We start from the raw sequence: 16496 nt of genomic DNA on the forward strand, positions 1-16496 counted from the left end.
AGCCCAGCAATGCTGGGCTCTTACGCTTAATTGTTTTGCTTATAGCTCAACATCCGTTGCAGCTAATGCCGGTGTTTCACCTTCTTCAGGCTTGATAGTCGCTTGCAGTAAAAGCATCTCTCTTAACTTGCCTTCGATCTCGTTGGCAATCTCAGGGTTTTCTTTTAAGAACTTGATAGAGTTAGATTTACCCTGCCCCACTTTACTACCGTTGTAGCTATACCATGCACCCGACTTTTCAACCAGTTTATGTTTCACGCCTAGGTCTATCAACTCACCCTGTTTCGAGATCCCCTCGCCATACATGATAATAAACTCGGCTTGCTTAAATGGCGGTGCCACTTTGTTTTTAACGATTTTAACGCGGGTTTCGTTACCCACCACTTCATCGCCCTCTTTAACAGAGCCAATACGGCGAATATCAATACGCACAGACGCATAGAACTTCAGAGCATTACCACCTGTCGTGGTTTCAGGGTTACCAAACATCACACCAATCTTCATACGGATCTGGTTGATGAAAATACACAGTGTATTTGAACGCTTGATGTTAGCTGTTAATTTACGCAATGCCTGTGACATTAAACGCGCTTGCAAGCCAACGTGTGCGTCTCCCATATCACCTTCAATTTCGGCCTTTGGTGTTAATGCCGCTACGGAGTCAACGATAACAACATCAACAGCCCCTGAACGCACTAACATGTCGCAGATCTCCAGCGCTTGCTCGCCCGTATCAGGTTGCGACACCAAAAGCTCATTAACATTAACGCCTAGTTTCTCTGCATAGACTGGATCCAAAGCATGTTCAGCATCAACGAAGGCACATGTTTTACCTTGTTTTTGTGCTTCTGCGATAACTTGCAGCGTCAAAGTGGTTTTACCTGATGATTCTGGACCATAGATCTCAACAACACGACCTGTTGGTAGACCACCTATACCCAACGCAATATCAATACCTAATGAGCCTGTAGAGATTGATTCAATATCCAGTGCCTGGCTGTCACCCAGTTTCATGATTGAACCTTTACCAAACTGACGTTCAATTTGTGATAGTGCGGCGTCGAGCGCTTTTTGTTTGTTATCGTTCATGTGCTTCTCCAATCTAGCGTAATGGGCTCAGTATACTGTATAGAATCACAGTATCAAGTACATTTTTAAGGTTGAATTAATGAAACTGTATTTTTTAGTGCAAAAGCAATAGCTTGCAACCTAATATAACTACGATCTCCAGAGAAAACCTGTTTATAAGTGGTCACCTCTCCGCGTATATTAATGGCAAACCATACCAATCCAACTGGCTTTTCATCTGAACCACCACCCGGTCCAGCGATGCCAGAGACCGAGATTGCAATATCCGCATGAGCTTGCTTTACTGCCCCTATCGCCATCTCGTTTACTGTTTGTTCACTAACAGCCCCAAAACTGTTCAAAGTTTGCTCATTAACACCTAGCAGTGCATGCTTTGCTTCATTGCTGTAAGTGACAAAACATCTGTCTACATATGCCGAACTGCCAGCAGTGTCGGTCAACGCATAACTGATCCCACCCCCTGTACATGATTCGGCAGTAGTGATTGTCAAACGTTTATCCGTTAAAATAGCGCCCAACTGTGCAGCCAGAGTCTTAATCTCTTGGTTTAGCTCCATATTCAACCTCTTAGGTAGATGCATGTCGATAGATTTATATTCAGAACATACTATAAAACAACAAACCCCAATGATGCAGCAATATCTTAGGATTAAAGCTGAGCACCAAGATATTTTATTGTTCTATCGTATGGGCGACTTTTATGAATTATTCTTCAATGACGCTATTCGTGCTGCCCAACTTTTGGATATTTCACAAACTCATCGAGGCAAAGCATCTGGCGCTCCTATTCCTATGGCAGGTGTTCCCTACCATGCGGTAGAGAACTATCTGGCGCGTTTAGTGCAAATGGGTGAATCAGTCGCAATTTGCGAACAGGTGGGTGATCCTGCCACCAGCAAAGGACCTGTAGAACGTAAAGTAGTCCGTATCGTGACACCCGGCACAGTCACTGATGAAGCCCTACTACAGGAACGTCAAGACAACTTGTTAGCTGCATTATGGCAAGACAAACAAAATCATTACGGGGTTGCCTACTTAGATATTAATTCAGGTCAATTCAGCATTGTCGAATTAAAAACAGATGAAGCCCTAAGTTCTACATTGCAACGTCTGCAGCCTGCTGAGCTGCTTTATCCAGAATCCTTTAAGAATCTGCACCTTATAGAGCAATACAAAGGGGCTCGCCGTCGTCCTGATTGGGAGTTTGATTTAGACACAGCGAAACACTTGTTATGTCAGCAATTCCAAACCAAAGATCTGATTGGTTTTGGTGTAGAGCAAGCTCATACGGCTTTGGTTGCCGCTGGCTGTGTGATGCAATATGTTAAAGACACACAGCGAACCGCGTTACCACATATTCGTGCCGTTACCCTCGAAAAAAATGAACATGCCGTTATCTTAGATGCCGCAACGCGTAAAAACCTAGAGCTGACGCTTAACCTCTCAGGTAGCATTGATAATACATTGGCTCAGATATTAGATAAAACTGCAACAGCCATGGGTTCACGCTTATTAAAGCGTCGCATTCATACACCCATACGTAATCGACAAGAGCTCAATGCTAGACTAAACGCTATCTCAAGCTTGATTGAAACACAATTATGTTTAGATACTTATGAAGCGCTCAAGCAAATTGGCGATATCGAACGCGTAGTGGCGCGTTTAGCTTTGTGTAACGCAAGACCTCGAGATTTGACGAGGCTAAGAAGCGCATTGCAAGCCCTTGAGCCATTACACCAGTTACTAACAGAAAGTAACGATGAACGAATTGCACAAATTTGTGCTCAATCCCCTACATTACCTAAGCTCCAAGATTTGCTAGAACGCGCGATTATCGACAATCCACCAATTCTTATTCGTGATGGTGGTGTAATAGCCACGGGTTACAACGCAGAATTAGATGAATGGCGTTCGTTAAGCCAAGGTGCGACCGATATCTTGGACAAGCTTGAGGAGCGGGAACGACAACGTACTGGGATCAGCACATTAAAAATAGGCTACAACAAGGTACATGGGTTTTATATCGAGATCAGCCGTGCAAATTCCCACTTGGTACCAGCTGATTATATTCGCCGCCAAACACTAAAAAACAATGAGCGCTACATCATTCCTGAACTCAAAGAGCATGAAGATAAGGTGTTAGGTAGCCAAAGCAAAGCACTCGCTTTGGAAAAACAGCTATATGAGCAGTTATTCGAATTTATAGCGCCTTATCTGGAGCAACTACAACTGATGGCCGCGGCTTTAGCAGATCTAGATGTGCTCAATACGTTAGCTGAACGAGCTCAAACATTGGATTATTGCAAACCCACTCTGACTGAGGGTGACGAGTTACACATCGAGCAAGGACGTCATCCTGTTGTAGAACAAGTCAGCAAAGACCCATTTATTGCCAACCCTGTGCACCTCAATAAACAGCGTAAGATGCTTATTATTACTGGACCTAACATGGGGGGTAAATCGACCTATATGCGTCAAACCGCTCTGATTGTTTTGATGGCACATATAGGCAGCTATGTGCCTGCCAGTTCAGCGAGCATTGGACAAGTTGACAGGATATTTACTCGCATAGGTGCCAGTGATGACCTAGCCTCAGGCCGCTCTACGTTCATGGTTGAGATGACCGAAACCGCGACAATTCTTAACAATGCCACAGAGCAATCACTGGTGTTGATGGATGAAATTGGTCGCGGTACAAGTACCTATGACGGTTTATCATTAGCCTACGCAACTGCTGACTATCTCGCTCGTCAACTCGGAGCTAAGACGCTGTTTGCAACACATTATTTTGAACTAACGGAGTTAGCCCAACAGCAGCCGGGGCTAGTAAATGTTCATTTGGATGCCGTAGAACATAACGACACAATTGCATTTAAACATACTGTTATGGAAGGCGCAGCCAGCAAGAGCTTTGGCCTACAGGTTGCCGGACTAGCGGGAGTGCCCAAAGCAGTGTTGCAACTCGCGAAACAAAAGCTAACCCAGTTAGAGAATCATCAAAGCGTAGTTGAGCCTATGCCAACGCAGCACTCACTGGCTTTACCTGAACCGACTCCCTCAAAGGTTGAGTTAACATTACGCGATATTGACCCCGATGAATTAAGTCCAAGAGAAGCACATGCGCTGCTTTACAAGCTAAAGCAATCACTTCTCTAGCGCTGTTTAGACAAACAAAAAAACCACCTATAAAGGTGGTTTTTCTTTGCAACTACTACTTCAAGATCAATTTATAACTGCTCAAATAAGCTGTCTGTGCTTAAGCCTTCATGTTGCAAAATGTCTTTTAAGCGTCTTAATGCCTCAACTTGTATCTGACGAACACGTTCACGAGTTAGACCAATTTCCCGACCAACATCTTCCAACGTGGAAGGTTCATAGCCTAAAAGACCGAATCGTCTTGCAAGCACTTCGCGTTGTTTGGGGTTTAACTCACCTAACCAGTCGATGATATGGTTGTTAATATCGTTACTTTGTACCTCGCTTTCTGGGCCGTGGCCCTTTTCATCCGCGATAATATCTAACAGCGCTTTGTCATTATCACCACCAATTGGTGTATCCACAGAAGTGATTTTTTCGTTTAAACGCAGCATTTTTGTGACATCTTCTACTGGGCGATCTAAACACTCTGCGATTTCCTCAGCGGTTGGTTCATGGTCAAGCTTCTGAGTTAACTCCCTTGCAGTGCGCAAATACACATTCAATTCTTTTACCACGTGAATAGGTAAACGGATTGTACGTGTCTGGTTCATAATGGCACGTTCTATGGTTTGTCTAATCCACCAAGTAGCATAGGTTGAAAAACGGAACCCGCGCTCAGGATCAAACTTTTCCACAGCTCTGATCAAACCAAGATTACCTTCTTCAATCAGATCGAGTAACGCCAAACCTCGATTGTTATAACGGCGTGATATCTTTACAACTAAACGCAAATTACTCTCAATCATGCGCTTACGCGATGCTTCGCAGCCTTTCAGCGCTTTTCGTGCGTAATAAACTTCTTCTTCCGCACTTAGCAACGGTGAAAAACCAATTTCTCCGAGATAAAGCTGAGTTGCATCTAGGTTTTTGACATTTTCATCTTTGGCGAAGATGTCGTCATCATCATCAATGTCTTCCAACAATTCGGCTTTTGAGCTATCTACATCGAGCTCGTCGAGCTTATCATCAAAATCGTCCGTTTTTTTGGTTTTAACATTTGCAGTTTGAGCCATACGCATCCTCCCAAGTGAATGAATAGTGACGCTTTTTGCTATGCAGTGACGCCACTACTTACTTGGCAAATATTTAACCGGATTAACAGCTTGACCTCTAAAACGAATTTCAAAACGTAACGCTGTTTTAGTGGCATCTGTACTACCCATTTCGGCAATTTTTTGCCCAACTTTAACTTTTTGCTGCTCAGTAACCTCAAGCTTCGAGTTATGTGCGTAAGCACTGAGGTAATCATCGTTGTGTTTCAAGATGATCAAATTACCGTATCCTCTCAAGGCACTGCCAGCATATACCACAACCCCATCAGCAGCCGCCTTCACAGGGGCCCCTTCGACATTGGTGATTTGAAGTCCTTTATAACCATTTTCTTTACTAGAAAAATGTTTAGTCACCTTACCTACGGCAGGCCAACGCCAACGTACCTTATTGGAAAATATAACTTTAGATTCGTTGTCATTTTTTCTGCTATGTTTTTGAACATACTCTCGTTGTTTTGGCTGATCAAGCTCTTTTTTCGTAATTTTGTTATTTTTTTGTTTCTTTTTACTGGACTTATCGGCGTTAGTTGTGTATTTTTTGCGCTTTTTATTTTTGTTTTGAGGATACTCTACATAAATAGTTTGTCCGGGGTAAATCACGTAAGGCGGCTTTATCCCATTTATTTGCGCAACTGTTCTGACATCTTTATTTGCGCTAAAAGCAATGGCAAAAAGCGTGTCTCCTTTTTGCACCTTATATCGATTATTTTCTATATGAATTTTTTGTGATGAACTGGACTTACCAGTAGACAAGCTAGTAACCGGTGCTGGAGTATGGCGACTTGTGCATCCAGCTAATAACATACAAACAGTTGTCAGTATCAACAGGTATGTTTTAAGCATTTGTCACCTTTTTCCCTTTATTATTTTTGCGGTATTGTGGAACGGAACAACACACAGTTGTAGTCTTTACAATTAAATAATGTCTCCAGCAACTAAAGGAACAAACCTTACAGGTGCTAGACGATGCTCGACAAACTGCTCTCCCTTGCGAACAAACAAAGTAAGTTGTTGATCCTGCTCCCCTAGTGGAACAATCAACGCACCTTCATCTTCAAGTTGAGCTAACAATTGTTTAGGAACCTCTTTTGCAGCTGCTGTAACAATAATGCCCGCAAAAGGTGCTTTAGAGTGCCATCCCTGCCACCCATCACCATGTTTCATAGCAACGTTGTACAAATCCAACATGTGCAAACGTCGTTTGGCTTGCCACTGCAATGCTTTAATACGTTCAACACTGCACACCTCATCGAATAACTGGGCGAGAATCGCTGTTTGATAGCCTGAGCCTGTTCCGATCTCTAGCACTTTCCCTACAACGCCCACCTGCCTTAAAACTTCAGTCATTTTTGCAACAATGTAAGGCTGTGAAATTGTTTGCCCTTGCCCAATTGGTAATGCAGTATTTTCGTATGATTTATGTTTCAATACGTCGTCAACAAATAGGTGCCTAGGTGTGTTTTCCATCACCTTTAGCACCTGTTCATCTTGTACGCCCTGAGTTCTTAGCTGCTGAACTAGCGCATGGGCACTTCGTTTATAGCTGCTCAGCACGGCTATTTGACCTCTTTCAACCAATTTGTCATAGCATCAAGACTGTCATACGCTGTCATATCAACTTTTAAAGGGGTAATCGCAGCATAACCATTGTTCACTGCGTGAAAATCCGTACCTTCTCCAGCATCACTTTCTGATCCTAGACTGCCATACCAAAATACATCTCTCCCCCACGGATCCCGCTGTTTTGTCATAGTTTCCGCTTTATGCCGAGCTCCAAGACGACAAACTTTTGCACCTTTAAGTTCCGTGATCGGAATGTCTGGAACGTTAATGTTGATAATTTGATCTCTTGGTAAAGGGTGACTCTGTAATTGCTTAATAATATCGAGTGTCACTTGTGCAGCGGTTTCATAGTGCGCTTCTTCTTTGGAACACAAAGATACGGCAATAGCAGGCAAGCCTAAGTGTCGCCCTTCTGTCGCCGCAGCGACTGTACCTGAATACAAAGTGTCGTCACCTAAGTTCGCACCACAATTGATGCCGGCTACCACAAGATCAGGCAACTCATCCATCAACTGGCTTACTCCCAAGTGTACACAATCTGTTGGGGTACCATTAACCGAGATAAAACCATTTTCCAAAACTGTGGCACGCAGCGGATTTAGTAAGGTCAATGAGCTACTAGCGCCACTGCAATTACGGTCTGGCGCGACCACCGTTACCTGTGCAATTTGTTTAAGAGCCTGATATAAAATCGCAATACCTTTGGCATGAACACCATCATCATTACTAAGCAGGATTCGCATCAACGACCTCTTGATTAAAGTTATCTTTACTTGCATCTCGATGCTGTACTAACTCTCTTAATACAGCCGTAGCAAACGTCCCTTTTGGTAAACTAAACGACAATTTAATGGTAGCGCTATCTAGCGTTTCGACCTGTAATTGATTTGGTATCAAACGCAATGCCCGTCGTTCTATTTTTAAGCCTAACTGGCCAAGACTCTGTTGCCAAGCACTATATGGTTCTAACCATTGTCTTTCTTGCTCTACTAAGCCCTTTTCGCCTTTGCCAACCATCGGGGCTGAAAGCATAATATCACCACTGCTTAAACGAGCGATTGTTTCATCACTAATATCATCTTCAAAAAATGCATTACTGCCACTGAGTAAAAAAACTTCTCTGTGCCATGTCTTAGCTAAGCCGTGTTCAGCAACTCGCAGGCTCACTAGCTGATTAAAGATATGGGAGCGAGCTGCTGATATGACGATACCGCGTAACTTCTTATCGCGGATCTGCTCTCCTGCAAACAAACGCTCCGCCATTTCCAGATTATAGCCATCATGACCAAAGCGCTGCTCACCAAAATAGTTAGGTACACCCTGACGCACAGCATTGATTCGAGACAATATATCTAGTGGCATATCCACATTGCGCAAAATTATTTTAAAGTGATTACCGCTATGACAACCCGTGCGAAGCTTACGATTATGCCTCGTTTGTTTCACAACAAATATACTGTCACTGTTAAGGGCGCTAAAATCAATATGCTTTTTTATGGCTACAGGTACACTAAACCATTGACTGCAAACGCCATGACGGTCTTTTAACCCAGCATAACTTACATCTCGAGGCGCCACGCCAGCTAGTTTAGCTATTTGCTTGGCAACAAACTGTGTATTTTCACCCTTCTTAATCACTTGCAAACATACATGTTCACCTTCACCTGTGAGCACAATGTCCAAAATTTCATCGACCATAAAGTCTTCTGCTGAGCTTTTAAAGTCACCACGCGATAATGGCTTGCCGTATAAATAGTTTAGCTGCTTCATGATTTCATCAACACCACAACAGCATGGGCTGATATCCCCTCTTTACGCCCTTCAAAACCCAGCTTTTCAGTAGTCGTTGCTTTGACGTTAACTTGGGTTATATCAGCCTCACAGTCCTGTGCTAAATTCTCACGCATTGCGTCGATATGAGGCCTCATTTTCGGTGCTTGAGCAACAATTGTCACATCACAGTTCCCTAACCGATAACCCATCTCCTTCATTTGTGCCACAACACGACGCAATAAAATCCGACTATCAATGCCCGCAAACTCGTCCGAAGTATCAGGAAAATGCTTACCAATATCACCTAATGCTAATGCACCTAACAGTGCATCACATAAGGCATGAATAGCCACATCACCATCAGAGTGCGCAATAAAACCATGCTGATAGGGGATTTTTTCTCCGCAAATCGTCAAAGGGCCTTCGCCACCGAATTTGTGTACGTCAAAACCGTGACCAATTCTAATCATTGCTTTTATTCTCCCGCTGTTTTGCTAATAAAAAACACGCTAAGTCATAATCTTCTGGAGTGGTGATTTTAATGTTATCGCTGCGACCAGGTATGAGTTTCACACTGTGTTGCGCCCATTCCATTGCTGACGCTTCATCAGTAATAGAGACACCTTTGCTAAGTGCTTGCTCTAGCGCATGTTTCAGTTGTTCGTAAGGAAAGAATTGTGGGGTCAGTGCTTGCCATAGCAGCTCCCGAGGAACTGTTTCAATACTGTGGGTATGCCCTCTTTTGATGGTATCTTTTACTTTTGCGGCAAGAATGCCACCTTCATTGTGGGACACACACTCACTAACCAGAGTGCGGATATCATCTGCTAATACCAGCGGGCGAGCCGCATCATGCACTAATACCCAATCTGGCTGGATTTGCGACAGAGCATTTAGGCCATTTAGTACCGAATCAGCTCTTTCGCTTCCGCCACTGACTCGCATAATTCTTTGATCCGACAGTGTCAATGCACTGAAATATTCGTCGCTATCACTCACTGCAACAACGATTTTGCAAAGTTCGCTGAGTTCACCTAATTTATCCAAGGTATGCTCAAGAATTGTTTTTCCCGCGACTTTTAAATACTGCTTTGGATAGCCTACTTGCATTCTGCTACCCACTCCTGCTGCAGGGACTATGGCAGCTATTTTAATGGTTTGATTCATTATGTTTTCTTGGTAAAACTCGAATAAATGTTTCGTTTTCTTTGATCATGCCAAGCTCGTGACGAGCTCGCTCCTCAACCCCTTCTAGGCCGAGTTTTAGATCTTCGATATCCGCTTTGAGTAATTTGTTACGCTTAGATAACTTAGTGTTGAGCGCTTTATGTGAATTAACCGCACTTTTAATTTGCGTATAGTCTTGAATACCGTTATTACCAAACCATAAACGGTACTGTAGGAACAGCACTAGACTCAGTAGAATCAATTGAAATAAACGCACGCGTTAGCCTCCCAAACTCAAGGCTATTGCATAATTCGCGTTAATGGTGTCGTTGTTTAGTCGCTTTAACATTGGTCCAATTTATCATACTGGCAAGCAGCATCTCTCTTAAGCTTAGCAAGCGGGGCGCAACGACCTTTTCGTATTGCCAGCGGTGACCACAGCATGCCATAATCATTAACGGCTTTGTTGGTGTATACAACTTAAAGGTGCTCTGATGACTAACACCTGAACTGGCAAACCAACCATACTGGTTACAATGTACCTCATTGTCCCTTACTTGATCTAAGCTGTCCATGACTACCTGCATATATCCCGAGTCACAGATCAACACAGGAACCACCAGTCCTACTCTTGCTTTTTGTGTGAAAAAGCTATGGTTTTTCTGCTGGTCAAAGTGTGGCGGTGTCTTCTTTTGTGGTGCTAACCAACAGCCATTTTGACTGTCTAATTGTAACGGCACCTCACCTTGTGTGATATGTCGAGCAGCCCTTTCCACATAATACGGTAAACTCAGTAACTTGCGCTGCAACTGCTCACCACTAAATTGCTTGGCGAGAAGTGGAATTTCCCGAGCATAAAACACGTTGACCAGCTCAGCAAACTGTAATCGCTCGTGCTCATTGTGCCATAGGTTGCTTTGCTTACTATCCGCTATATTCTGCTTGACCACACACCCTCCATCAACTGAGAAAAGTTATAGCATGGTAAAGACATGCAGGCTAGCCTTTCGCTCGCAACCCTAGTTTGGCGTTACCGTTTTCTAAAAACTGTACCACCGCATCACGCTTTTTACCCAATAATAAACTACCGTCTGCTAAGAACATAAAATTCTGCCAGCAGCGCTTAAACACTTCAAAACGAGTTTCTATTATTTGGTCTCGTGACAAACAGAAATAAACCGTGGTGTTGTCTTCCCAATTTAAAAAAGCACATATCTGTTGTGGCAATGTTTGCTCACCATCTTCCCATGGCTGCTCCCAACTCACCTGCTCAGTCCAAGTCTCATCATTTCCAGGCCACTCTGATTTCGTGAAAAAATCTGGATGGTCCTTTTCTCTGGAAACCATCGTACTCCACAGCACGGCGGCCCGTTCACGGCTCATTGGTTTTATTGCGTTCAGATCAGCTTCATCTATGGGTAAATCCTGATGCTTGAACACCCAAGCTTTTTTAAACTCATCTATAGAAATATAATTCATTACTCAGCCATATTGGCACTCTCAATAACCGTCGAGTATACCGCACAGCAACAGGAGCGAACAATGCAACAATCACTAAAACCTGGCATTTATCAACATTACAAAGGTGCTAATTACAAAGTACATCATTTAGCAACACACAGTGAAACAGATGAGGTGATGGTGGTATATCAAACTTTATATGGTGATTTTGATTTTTGGGTACGCCCACTGAGCATGTTTACCGAGCAGGTAATCATAAACGGCGTCCCAACTCCACGCTTTAAATACGTTTGTGCCAGTGAAGATACGAAATAGACTTCACGTCTAGAGTTATACTGTAGTTTTATGGCACTATAACCTCATCAGACCAGATCGTTAGGAAATTATTGTGAGCTTCGAAGGTACTAATAACTATATTGCCAGCAATGCACTGAAACAAGCCGTTAATGCAGCCGTTGTGCTCGAAAAGCCCTTATTAATAAAAGGTGAGCCCGGCACGGGTAAGACCATGCTGGCACAAGAGTTGGCTAACAGTCTAAACACCGAACTTATCCAGTGGCATATCAAATCAACCACCAAAGCGCAGCAGGGCTTATACGAGTACGATGCTGTATCCCGCTTACGTGACAGTCAGTTAGGTGATAAGAAAGTTCATGACATTAGTAACTACATCGTCAAAGGTAAGCTGTGGCAAGCATTTGAAGGAACACAACGTCCAGTACTGTTGATTGACGAAATTGACAAAGCCGATATTGAGTTCCCTAATGATTTGCTACTGGAACTCGACAAAATGGAGTTTCATGTTTATGAAACGGGTGAAAAAGTCAGTGCCAAAGTTCGCCCCATCGTGATCATTACCTCGAACAATGAGAAAGAGCTGCCCGATGCTTTTCTTCGTCGTTGCTTTTTCCACTACATAGATTTTCCATCGCCTGAACAGATGCAACAAATCATTGAAGTACATTATCCAAACATTAAGCAAGATTTGGTACAGCAAGCATTGGAATCGTTCTTTAAACTACGAGAAATACCGGGGTTGAAGAAAAAGCCAAGTACCAGTGAACTGCTAGATTGGCTCAAACTGTTGATGGCCGAAGATATTGATATAAGTACGCTACGAGATCAAAGTCATACCACAGGCCTGATGCCGCTGTTTGGTGCACTGTTAAAAAATGAACAGGATGTGAGTCTTATCGAAAAGCTTGCTTTTATGAGTAAACGATAAATTATGCTAATCGATTTCTTTTTTACTCTCAGAAGATACGGTCTCAAGGTTTCACCTCGGGAGTTACTTGATTGTATCAATGCCCTTAACCACGGTTTGGCTTTTGCGGATCTAGATGCTTTTTATGAGTTAAGTAAGACGATTTTCGTAAAGGATGAAACTCAATACGATAAGTTTGATCGTGCATTTGCGGATTACTTTCGTGGTATTGAAGACATTGATTTTTTGAGTAAGTTAAGGGAAAGCGCAAATCTGCCTGAAGATTGGCTTAGAAAAGAGTTTGAGAAGCACCTTACAACAGAGCAAAAAGCCCAAATTGAGGCCATGGGCGGTCTAGACAAGCTCATGGAAACCCTGAAGCAAAGGTTAGCTGAACAGCAAAAGCGCCATGCTGGTGGAAGTAAATGGATAGGTACTGGTGGTACATCTCCCTTTGGAGCATATGGCTATAACCCTGAGGGAATCAGAATTGGCCAAAATGGTAGTCGTCAACGCAGAGCTGTAAAAGTCTGGGATAAAAGGCAATATCGTAACCTTGATGCTGATAGTGAAATTACTAGCCGCACGTTGCAGCTCGCTCTTAGAAAACTACGAAAATTCGCAAGAAGCGGAGCCAGTGACCAACTTGATTTGAACGAGACAATCACCGCAACAGCCAAACAAGGTGGCATGTTGGATGTTAAAATGGTTCCCCAACGGCACAATGCTGTCAATGTGATCATGTTGTTCGACATTGGTGGCTCTATGGATGATTACATACACCTATGTGAGCAACTATTTAGTGCCGCTCATAGCGAGTTCAAGCACCTCGAATTCTTCTACTTCCATAACTGCGTGTACGAGCATGTTTGGCAAGACAATGAACGACGTCAAGCAAACTTAATCGATACTTTCAAATTGATTAATCGCTTTGGTAAGGATTATCGCCTGATCTTTGTTGGCGATGCGACGATGGGGCCTTATGAAATCGCTTATCCTGGCGGCAGTGTAGAACATTGGAACAATGAGCCTGGAGCCTTATGGTTGCAACGGCTCACGAATCACTTCGAGAAAGTCGCATGGCTTAATCCTCAGCCCAAAGAGCATTGGCGTTACTATCATTCTATTAAAATCATTGAAGATGCAATGGATGGCCGTATGTACCCACTGACACTCGATGGTTTGAGTAACGCGATTAAAAACCTAAGCTAACTAACTACTGACCATCAATCTCAAGATGATGGTCATATAAGGCGCATTTACCTGCCATATAATATCCTTTTATTTACCACATCTAATGAGAGAATATTCAACTACACTGGTTGTGCAATGAACACTCCCACAGAGAAGGATATTCAAATGAACATAAATGGCAAACACCCTAACTTTTTGATTATCACTACCGATGAAGAAAGGTTTCCTCCACCATATGAAAACCTAGAAGCAAAAGATTACCGCTTAAGGAATAGTGAAAGTTTGCTGCAAATGCGCCAACATGGTATTGAGTTTATAAATCATAATGCTGCCTCAACAGCCTGTGCGCCAAGCCGAACGAGCATTTATACCGGCCAATATCCCTCGCTACATGGTGTAAGCCAAACGCCCGGAATTGGTAAATCGTCTTTCGACCAGAATATGTTTTGGCTAGAACCTAACACCGTCCCAACGATGGGCTCTTGGTTTCGCGAAGCTGGTTATCAAACCTACTATAGGGGGAAATGGCATTTATCGGATGAAGATATTCTTGTTCCAGGAACTCAACAAGCGCTAGTTAGCAACTCAATTTCCGGCGAGCCTTACCCACAACGCGTAGAACTTTATCAACACGCTGATCGACTGGATAAATTTGGTTTCAGTCAGTGGATTGGACCTGAGCCTCATGGTTCTGCAGAAAATAATTGCGGTACGGTCCGAGATCCGGGCTTTGCGAGACAAGTTTGCGAAACCTTACTTATGCTGGACAAACAGGCACAACATGAAGATGCTCCGCCATTTCTCCTTGTTTCTTCTTTTGTAAATCCTCACGATATCGTCCTACCTCGACAAAAAGACTGGTTTGAGGAGTTTTATCAATTAAAAGCTGCTGGAGCGCTTCCCAATGTCGACCCTGCACCCAGCCAATATGAAAGCCTGCAAAGCAAGCCTCGCTGCCAAAAAGACTATTTATATACCTATCCTCACATGTATTTGCCACAACCAACAACAGAGGCTTATCGTCAGTTTTATTATTATCTGATGGCCGAAGTGAATAAGCATATTACAAGCGTATATGAAACGCTTAAACAGACGTCATTGTTCGACAATACTATTGTCGTTTTTACGTCGGATCATGGCGAGTTATTGGGTGCACATGGTGGCTTACATCAAAAGTGGTATACCGCATATCAAGAAGTACTCAACGTACCTTTTATCATTTCTAATCCAAATCTGTTTAAACGCTCTAGTCAATTGGATATCACTACATCTCACGTTGATTTATTACCAACTCTGCTAGGGTTAGCTGGCGTTGATAAGGAGCAAATACGTCAAAATCTAGCTGAAAATCATAGTGAAGCTAGGCCGTTAGTTGGTAGAGATCTTTCAAGGATATTATTAGGAGAGCAAGCACCTAATGAAGAGCCTATTTACTTTATGACGAGTGACAATGTTGAAGTTGGCTCTGATATGACCAACCCAGCGACAGGTGTAGCGTACAACAGTATTATACAACCCAATCATATTGAAGCGATTGTCACAAAGTTACCTGAGCTAACGGGAGACACCCGCTGGAAATATGTTCGCTACTATGATAGCGCGAGATTCTACTCAGATACGGGGGTTATAGACGATTTTGAGGAAGATGATCACAATGTAGGGCGACAAGATTCTCGCTATGACCTAAGCCATCTCGTTGCATCAGGTAATCCCGATGATATAACCACAACAAGGTTTATCCCTAGCGAGTTCGAATGTTACAACCTAAGCGACGACCCCACTGAAGAAAATAATCTATTAAGTCCGCTTTGCCCGAATCCAGTGGATAACAATGTGCTAGCTGCATTAAAAACCGTGATGAAAGAACAACGTCTGAATAAGCGTTTGTTACCACATAATGACAACAAAGAAGTCGAATATAGACGCGGTGAGGATACACTAATTATCCCGATTAGAAGCTAACAACCAAGCTGTAGAAACCACAGGGCAATATAGTGGTTTCTACATGTAATAGAAAATATGTGTTGTCTAGTGCAATGGGGGCTCTACGCCATCATGCGAACCGCCACCCGAACCACAATCATTATCAGCTCCGCGACTACCGCCGACTATATACTTGAGAAGATGCTGAGGGATAACTTGCATATGAATACTCCTTTATAAAAATTGACTGAATTGAATGACGACATTCAACCTAAGATTTATTTACACTAACACAATAATATTAAATTTTTTTTAGTTACTTTGTTGAATGAACATAACATGATGCATACTGGAATGTAGTGACCACGAGTTTGAACTCATGATTTCTGCATTCCAGTAAAGCCAAGATACCCACTAACTAGAGTTGCGGAGGCTCAACACCGTCATGTGAACCACCACCTGAGGTTCCATCACCATCAAGGTTCTGACTTCCAGACCCATCATAGTTTTCTGCCTCTGTCCAAGTATAGTTTCCTCCAACTATTAATTTGAGAAGATCGACGGGGATAACTTGCATATTTTTATTCCTTTTTCCGAAATAACTTACTCTAAATGCTGGCATTCATGCCACATCTATTTACATTACCACAATAATGATAATTTTAAACCTTTTTTAGGAACCTTTAAGAGGCAGTGAGCAGGCATACTGTGGTGCAAAAATGCAAAGGGTTAACGACAGCGAGCGCAGTGAGTGCGTTTCCTTTGCGCAAGGTGAAACAAAACACGCAGTGCTTACATTCCTTTTGCGCAAGGTGAAATGAGCCATTTTATAGGACGCTGAGGGACTATCTTAAACGTCGGATGGCGCTACG

18 protein-coding genes are annotated in these 16496 nt (G+C 43.0%); 5 read left to right on the forward strand and 13 right to left on the reverse strand.

From position 1 onward, the window contains the following. Positions 1–39 precede the first annotated feature (39 nt). Both recA and pncC read right to left on the reverse strand, forming a co-directional pair. A complete protein-coding gene (gene recA, locus C2M32_RS15800) occupies positions 40–1089 on the reverse strand; it encodes a recombinase RecA (RefSeq protein ID WP_070993480.1) in 1050 nt (349 codons plus the stop codon). 65 nt (positions 1090–1154) lie between these two features. Next, positions 1155–1646 (reverse strand): nicotinamide-nucleotide amidase, encoded by a 492-nt coding sequence (gene pncC / locus C2M32_RS15805; RefSeq protein WP_105169245.1) that lies wholly within the window; start codon positions 1644–1646, stop codon positions 1155–1157. A 22-nt stretch (positions 1647–1668) separates the two neighbouring features. Between pncC and mutS the strand changes: the two genes are divergently transcribed. After that, on the forward strand, positions 1669–4245 hold the full coding sequence (mutS, locus tag C2M32_RS15810) for a DNA mismatch repair protein MutS (protein WP_105169246.1): 2577 nt from the start codon (positions 1669–1671) through the stop codon (positions 4243–4245). Between the two features lie 71 nt (positions 4246–4316). On the opposite strand, the gene rpoS is transcribed toward mutS, so the two are convergent. The 10 genes from rpoS to C2M32_RS15860 form a co-directional block, all read right to left on the reverse strand. Next, on the reverse strand, positions 4317–5300 hold the full coding sequence (gene rpoS / locus C2M32_RS15815; RefSeq protein WP_105169247.1) for an RNA polymerase sigma factor RpoS: 984 nt from the start codon (positions 5298–5300) through the stop codon (positions 4317–4319). 54 nt (positions 5301–5354) lie between these two features. Beyond that, positions 5355–6182 (reverse strand): peptidoglycan DD-metalloendopeptidase family protein, encoded by an 828-nt coding sequence (locus C2M32_RS15820; protein WP_105169248.1) that lies wholly within the window; start codon positions 6180–6182, stop codon positions 5355–5357. A 72-nt stretch (positions 6183–6254) separates the two neighbouring features. Further along, a complete protein-coding gene (locus C2M32_RS15825) occupies positions 6255–6893 on the reverse strand; it encodes a protein-L-isoaspartate(D-aspartate) O-methyltransferase (RefSeq protein WP_105169249.1) in 639 nt (212 codons plus the stop codon). Between the two features lie 2 nt (positions 6894–6895). Beyond that, positions 6896–7645, reverse strand: a complete 750-nt coding sequence (gene surE / locus C2M32_RS15830; RefSeq protein ID WP_105169250.1) for a 5'/3'-nucleotidase SurE — start codon at positions 7643–7645, stop codon at positions 6896–6898. After that, entirely contained in the window at positions 7629–8672 is a 1044-nt protein-coding gene (gene truD, locus C2M32_RS15835) for a tRNA pseudouridine(13) synthase TruD (RefSeq protein WP_105169251.1), read from the reverse strand. Before truD ends, surE begins: the two co-directional genes overlap by 17 nt. Next, positions 8669–9145 (reverse strand): 2-C-methyl-D-erythritol 2,4-cyclodiphosphate synthase, encoded by a 477-nt coding sequence (ispF, locus tag C2M32_RS15840; RefSeq protein WP_105169252.1) that lies wholly within the window; start codon positions 9143–9145, stop codon positions 8669–8671. The genes truD and ispF overlap by 4 nt, the downstream gene beginning before the upstream one ends. Next, on the reverse strand, positions 9138–9842 hold the full coding sequence (gene ispD, locus C2M32_RS15845; protein WP_105169253.1) for a 2-C-methyl-D-erythritol 4-phosphate cytidylyltransferase: 705 nt from the start codon (positions 9840–9842) through the stop codon (positions 9138–9140). The genes ispF and ispD overlap by 8 nt, the downstream gene beginning before the upstream one ends. Next, positions 9826–10119: a cell division protein FtsB gene (gene ftsB / locus C2M32_RS15850; RefSeq protein WP_105169254.1), complete on the reverse strand. Its 294-nt coding sequence runs from the start codon at positions 10117–10119 to the stop codon at positions 9826–9828. The genes ispD and ftsB overlap by 17 nt, the downstream gene beginning before the upstream one ends. A 40-nt stretch (positions 10120–10159) precedes the next feature. After that, positions 10160–10792 (reverse strand): hypothetical protein, encoded by a 633-nt coding sequence (locus C2M32_RS15855; RefSeq protein ID WP_199886164.1) that lies wholly within the window; start codon positions 10790–10792, stop codon positions 10160–10162. Between the two features lie 49 nt (positions 10793–10841). Beyond that, positions 10842–11321, reverse strand: coding sequence for a DUF2947 domain-containing protein (locus C2M32_RS15860; protein ID WP_105169255.1), 480 nt, complete (start codon positions 11319–11321; stop codon positions 10842–10844). 63 nt (positions 11322–11384) lie between these two features. On the opposite strand from C2M32_RS15860, the gene C2M32_RS15865 reads away from it, so the two are divergent. The 4 genes from C2M32_RS15865 (at position 11385) to C2M32_RS15880 (ending at position 15663) form a co-directional block, all read left to right on the forward strand. Beyond that, positions 11385–11618, forward strand: a complete 234-nt coding sequence (locus tag C2M32_RS15865) for a DUF1653 domain-containing protein (RefSeq protein ID WP_105169256.1) — start codon at positions 11385–11387, stop codon at positions 11616–11618. Between the two features lie 73 nt (positions 11619–11691). Beyond that, on the forward strand, positions 11692–12528 hold the full coding sequence (locus C2M32_RS15870; RefSeq protein WP_105169257.1) for an AAA family ATPase: 837 nt from the start codon (positions 11692–11694) through the stop codon (positions 12526–12528). Between the two features lie 3 nt (positions 12529–12531). After that, positions 12532–13719 (forward strand): vWA domain-containing protein, encoded by a 1188-nt coding sequence (locus C2M32_RS15875; RefSeq protein WP_105169258.1) that lies wholly within the window; start codon positions 12532–12534, stop codon positions 13717–13719. 147 nt (positions 13720–13866) lie between these two features. Next, complete coding sequence (locus tag C2M32_RS15880) at positions 13867–15663, forward strand: sulfatase-like hydrolase/transferase (protein ID WP_105169259.1); 1797 nt, start codon at positions 13867–13869, stop codon at positions 15661–15663. A 379-nt stretch (positions 15664–16042) separates the two neighbouring features. Here C2M32_RS15880 and C2M32_RS20580 read toward each other — a convergent pair whose 3' ends face one another. Next, positions 16043–16201: a hypothetical protein gene (locus C2M32_RS20580; RefSeq protein WP_158678239.1), complete on the reverse strand. Its 159-nt coding sequence runs from the start codon at positions 16199–16201 to the stop codon at positions 16043–16045. Between the last annotated feature and the right edge of the window lie 295 nt (positions 16202–16496).

Origin of the sequence: Pseudoalteromonas sp. T1lg23B (assembly GCF_002964665.1) — a bacterium.
GTDB lineage: Bacteria > Pseudomonadota > Gammaproteobacteria > Enterobacterales > Alteromonadaceae > Pseudoalteromonas.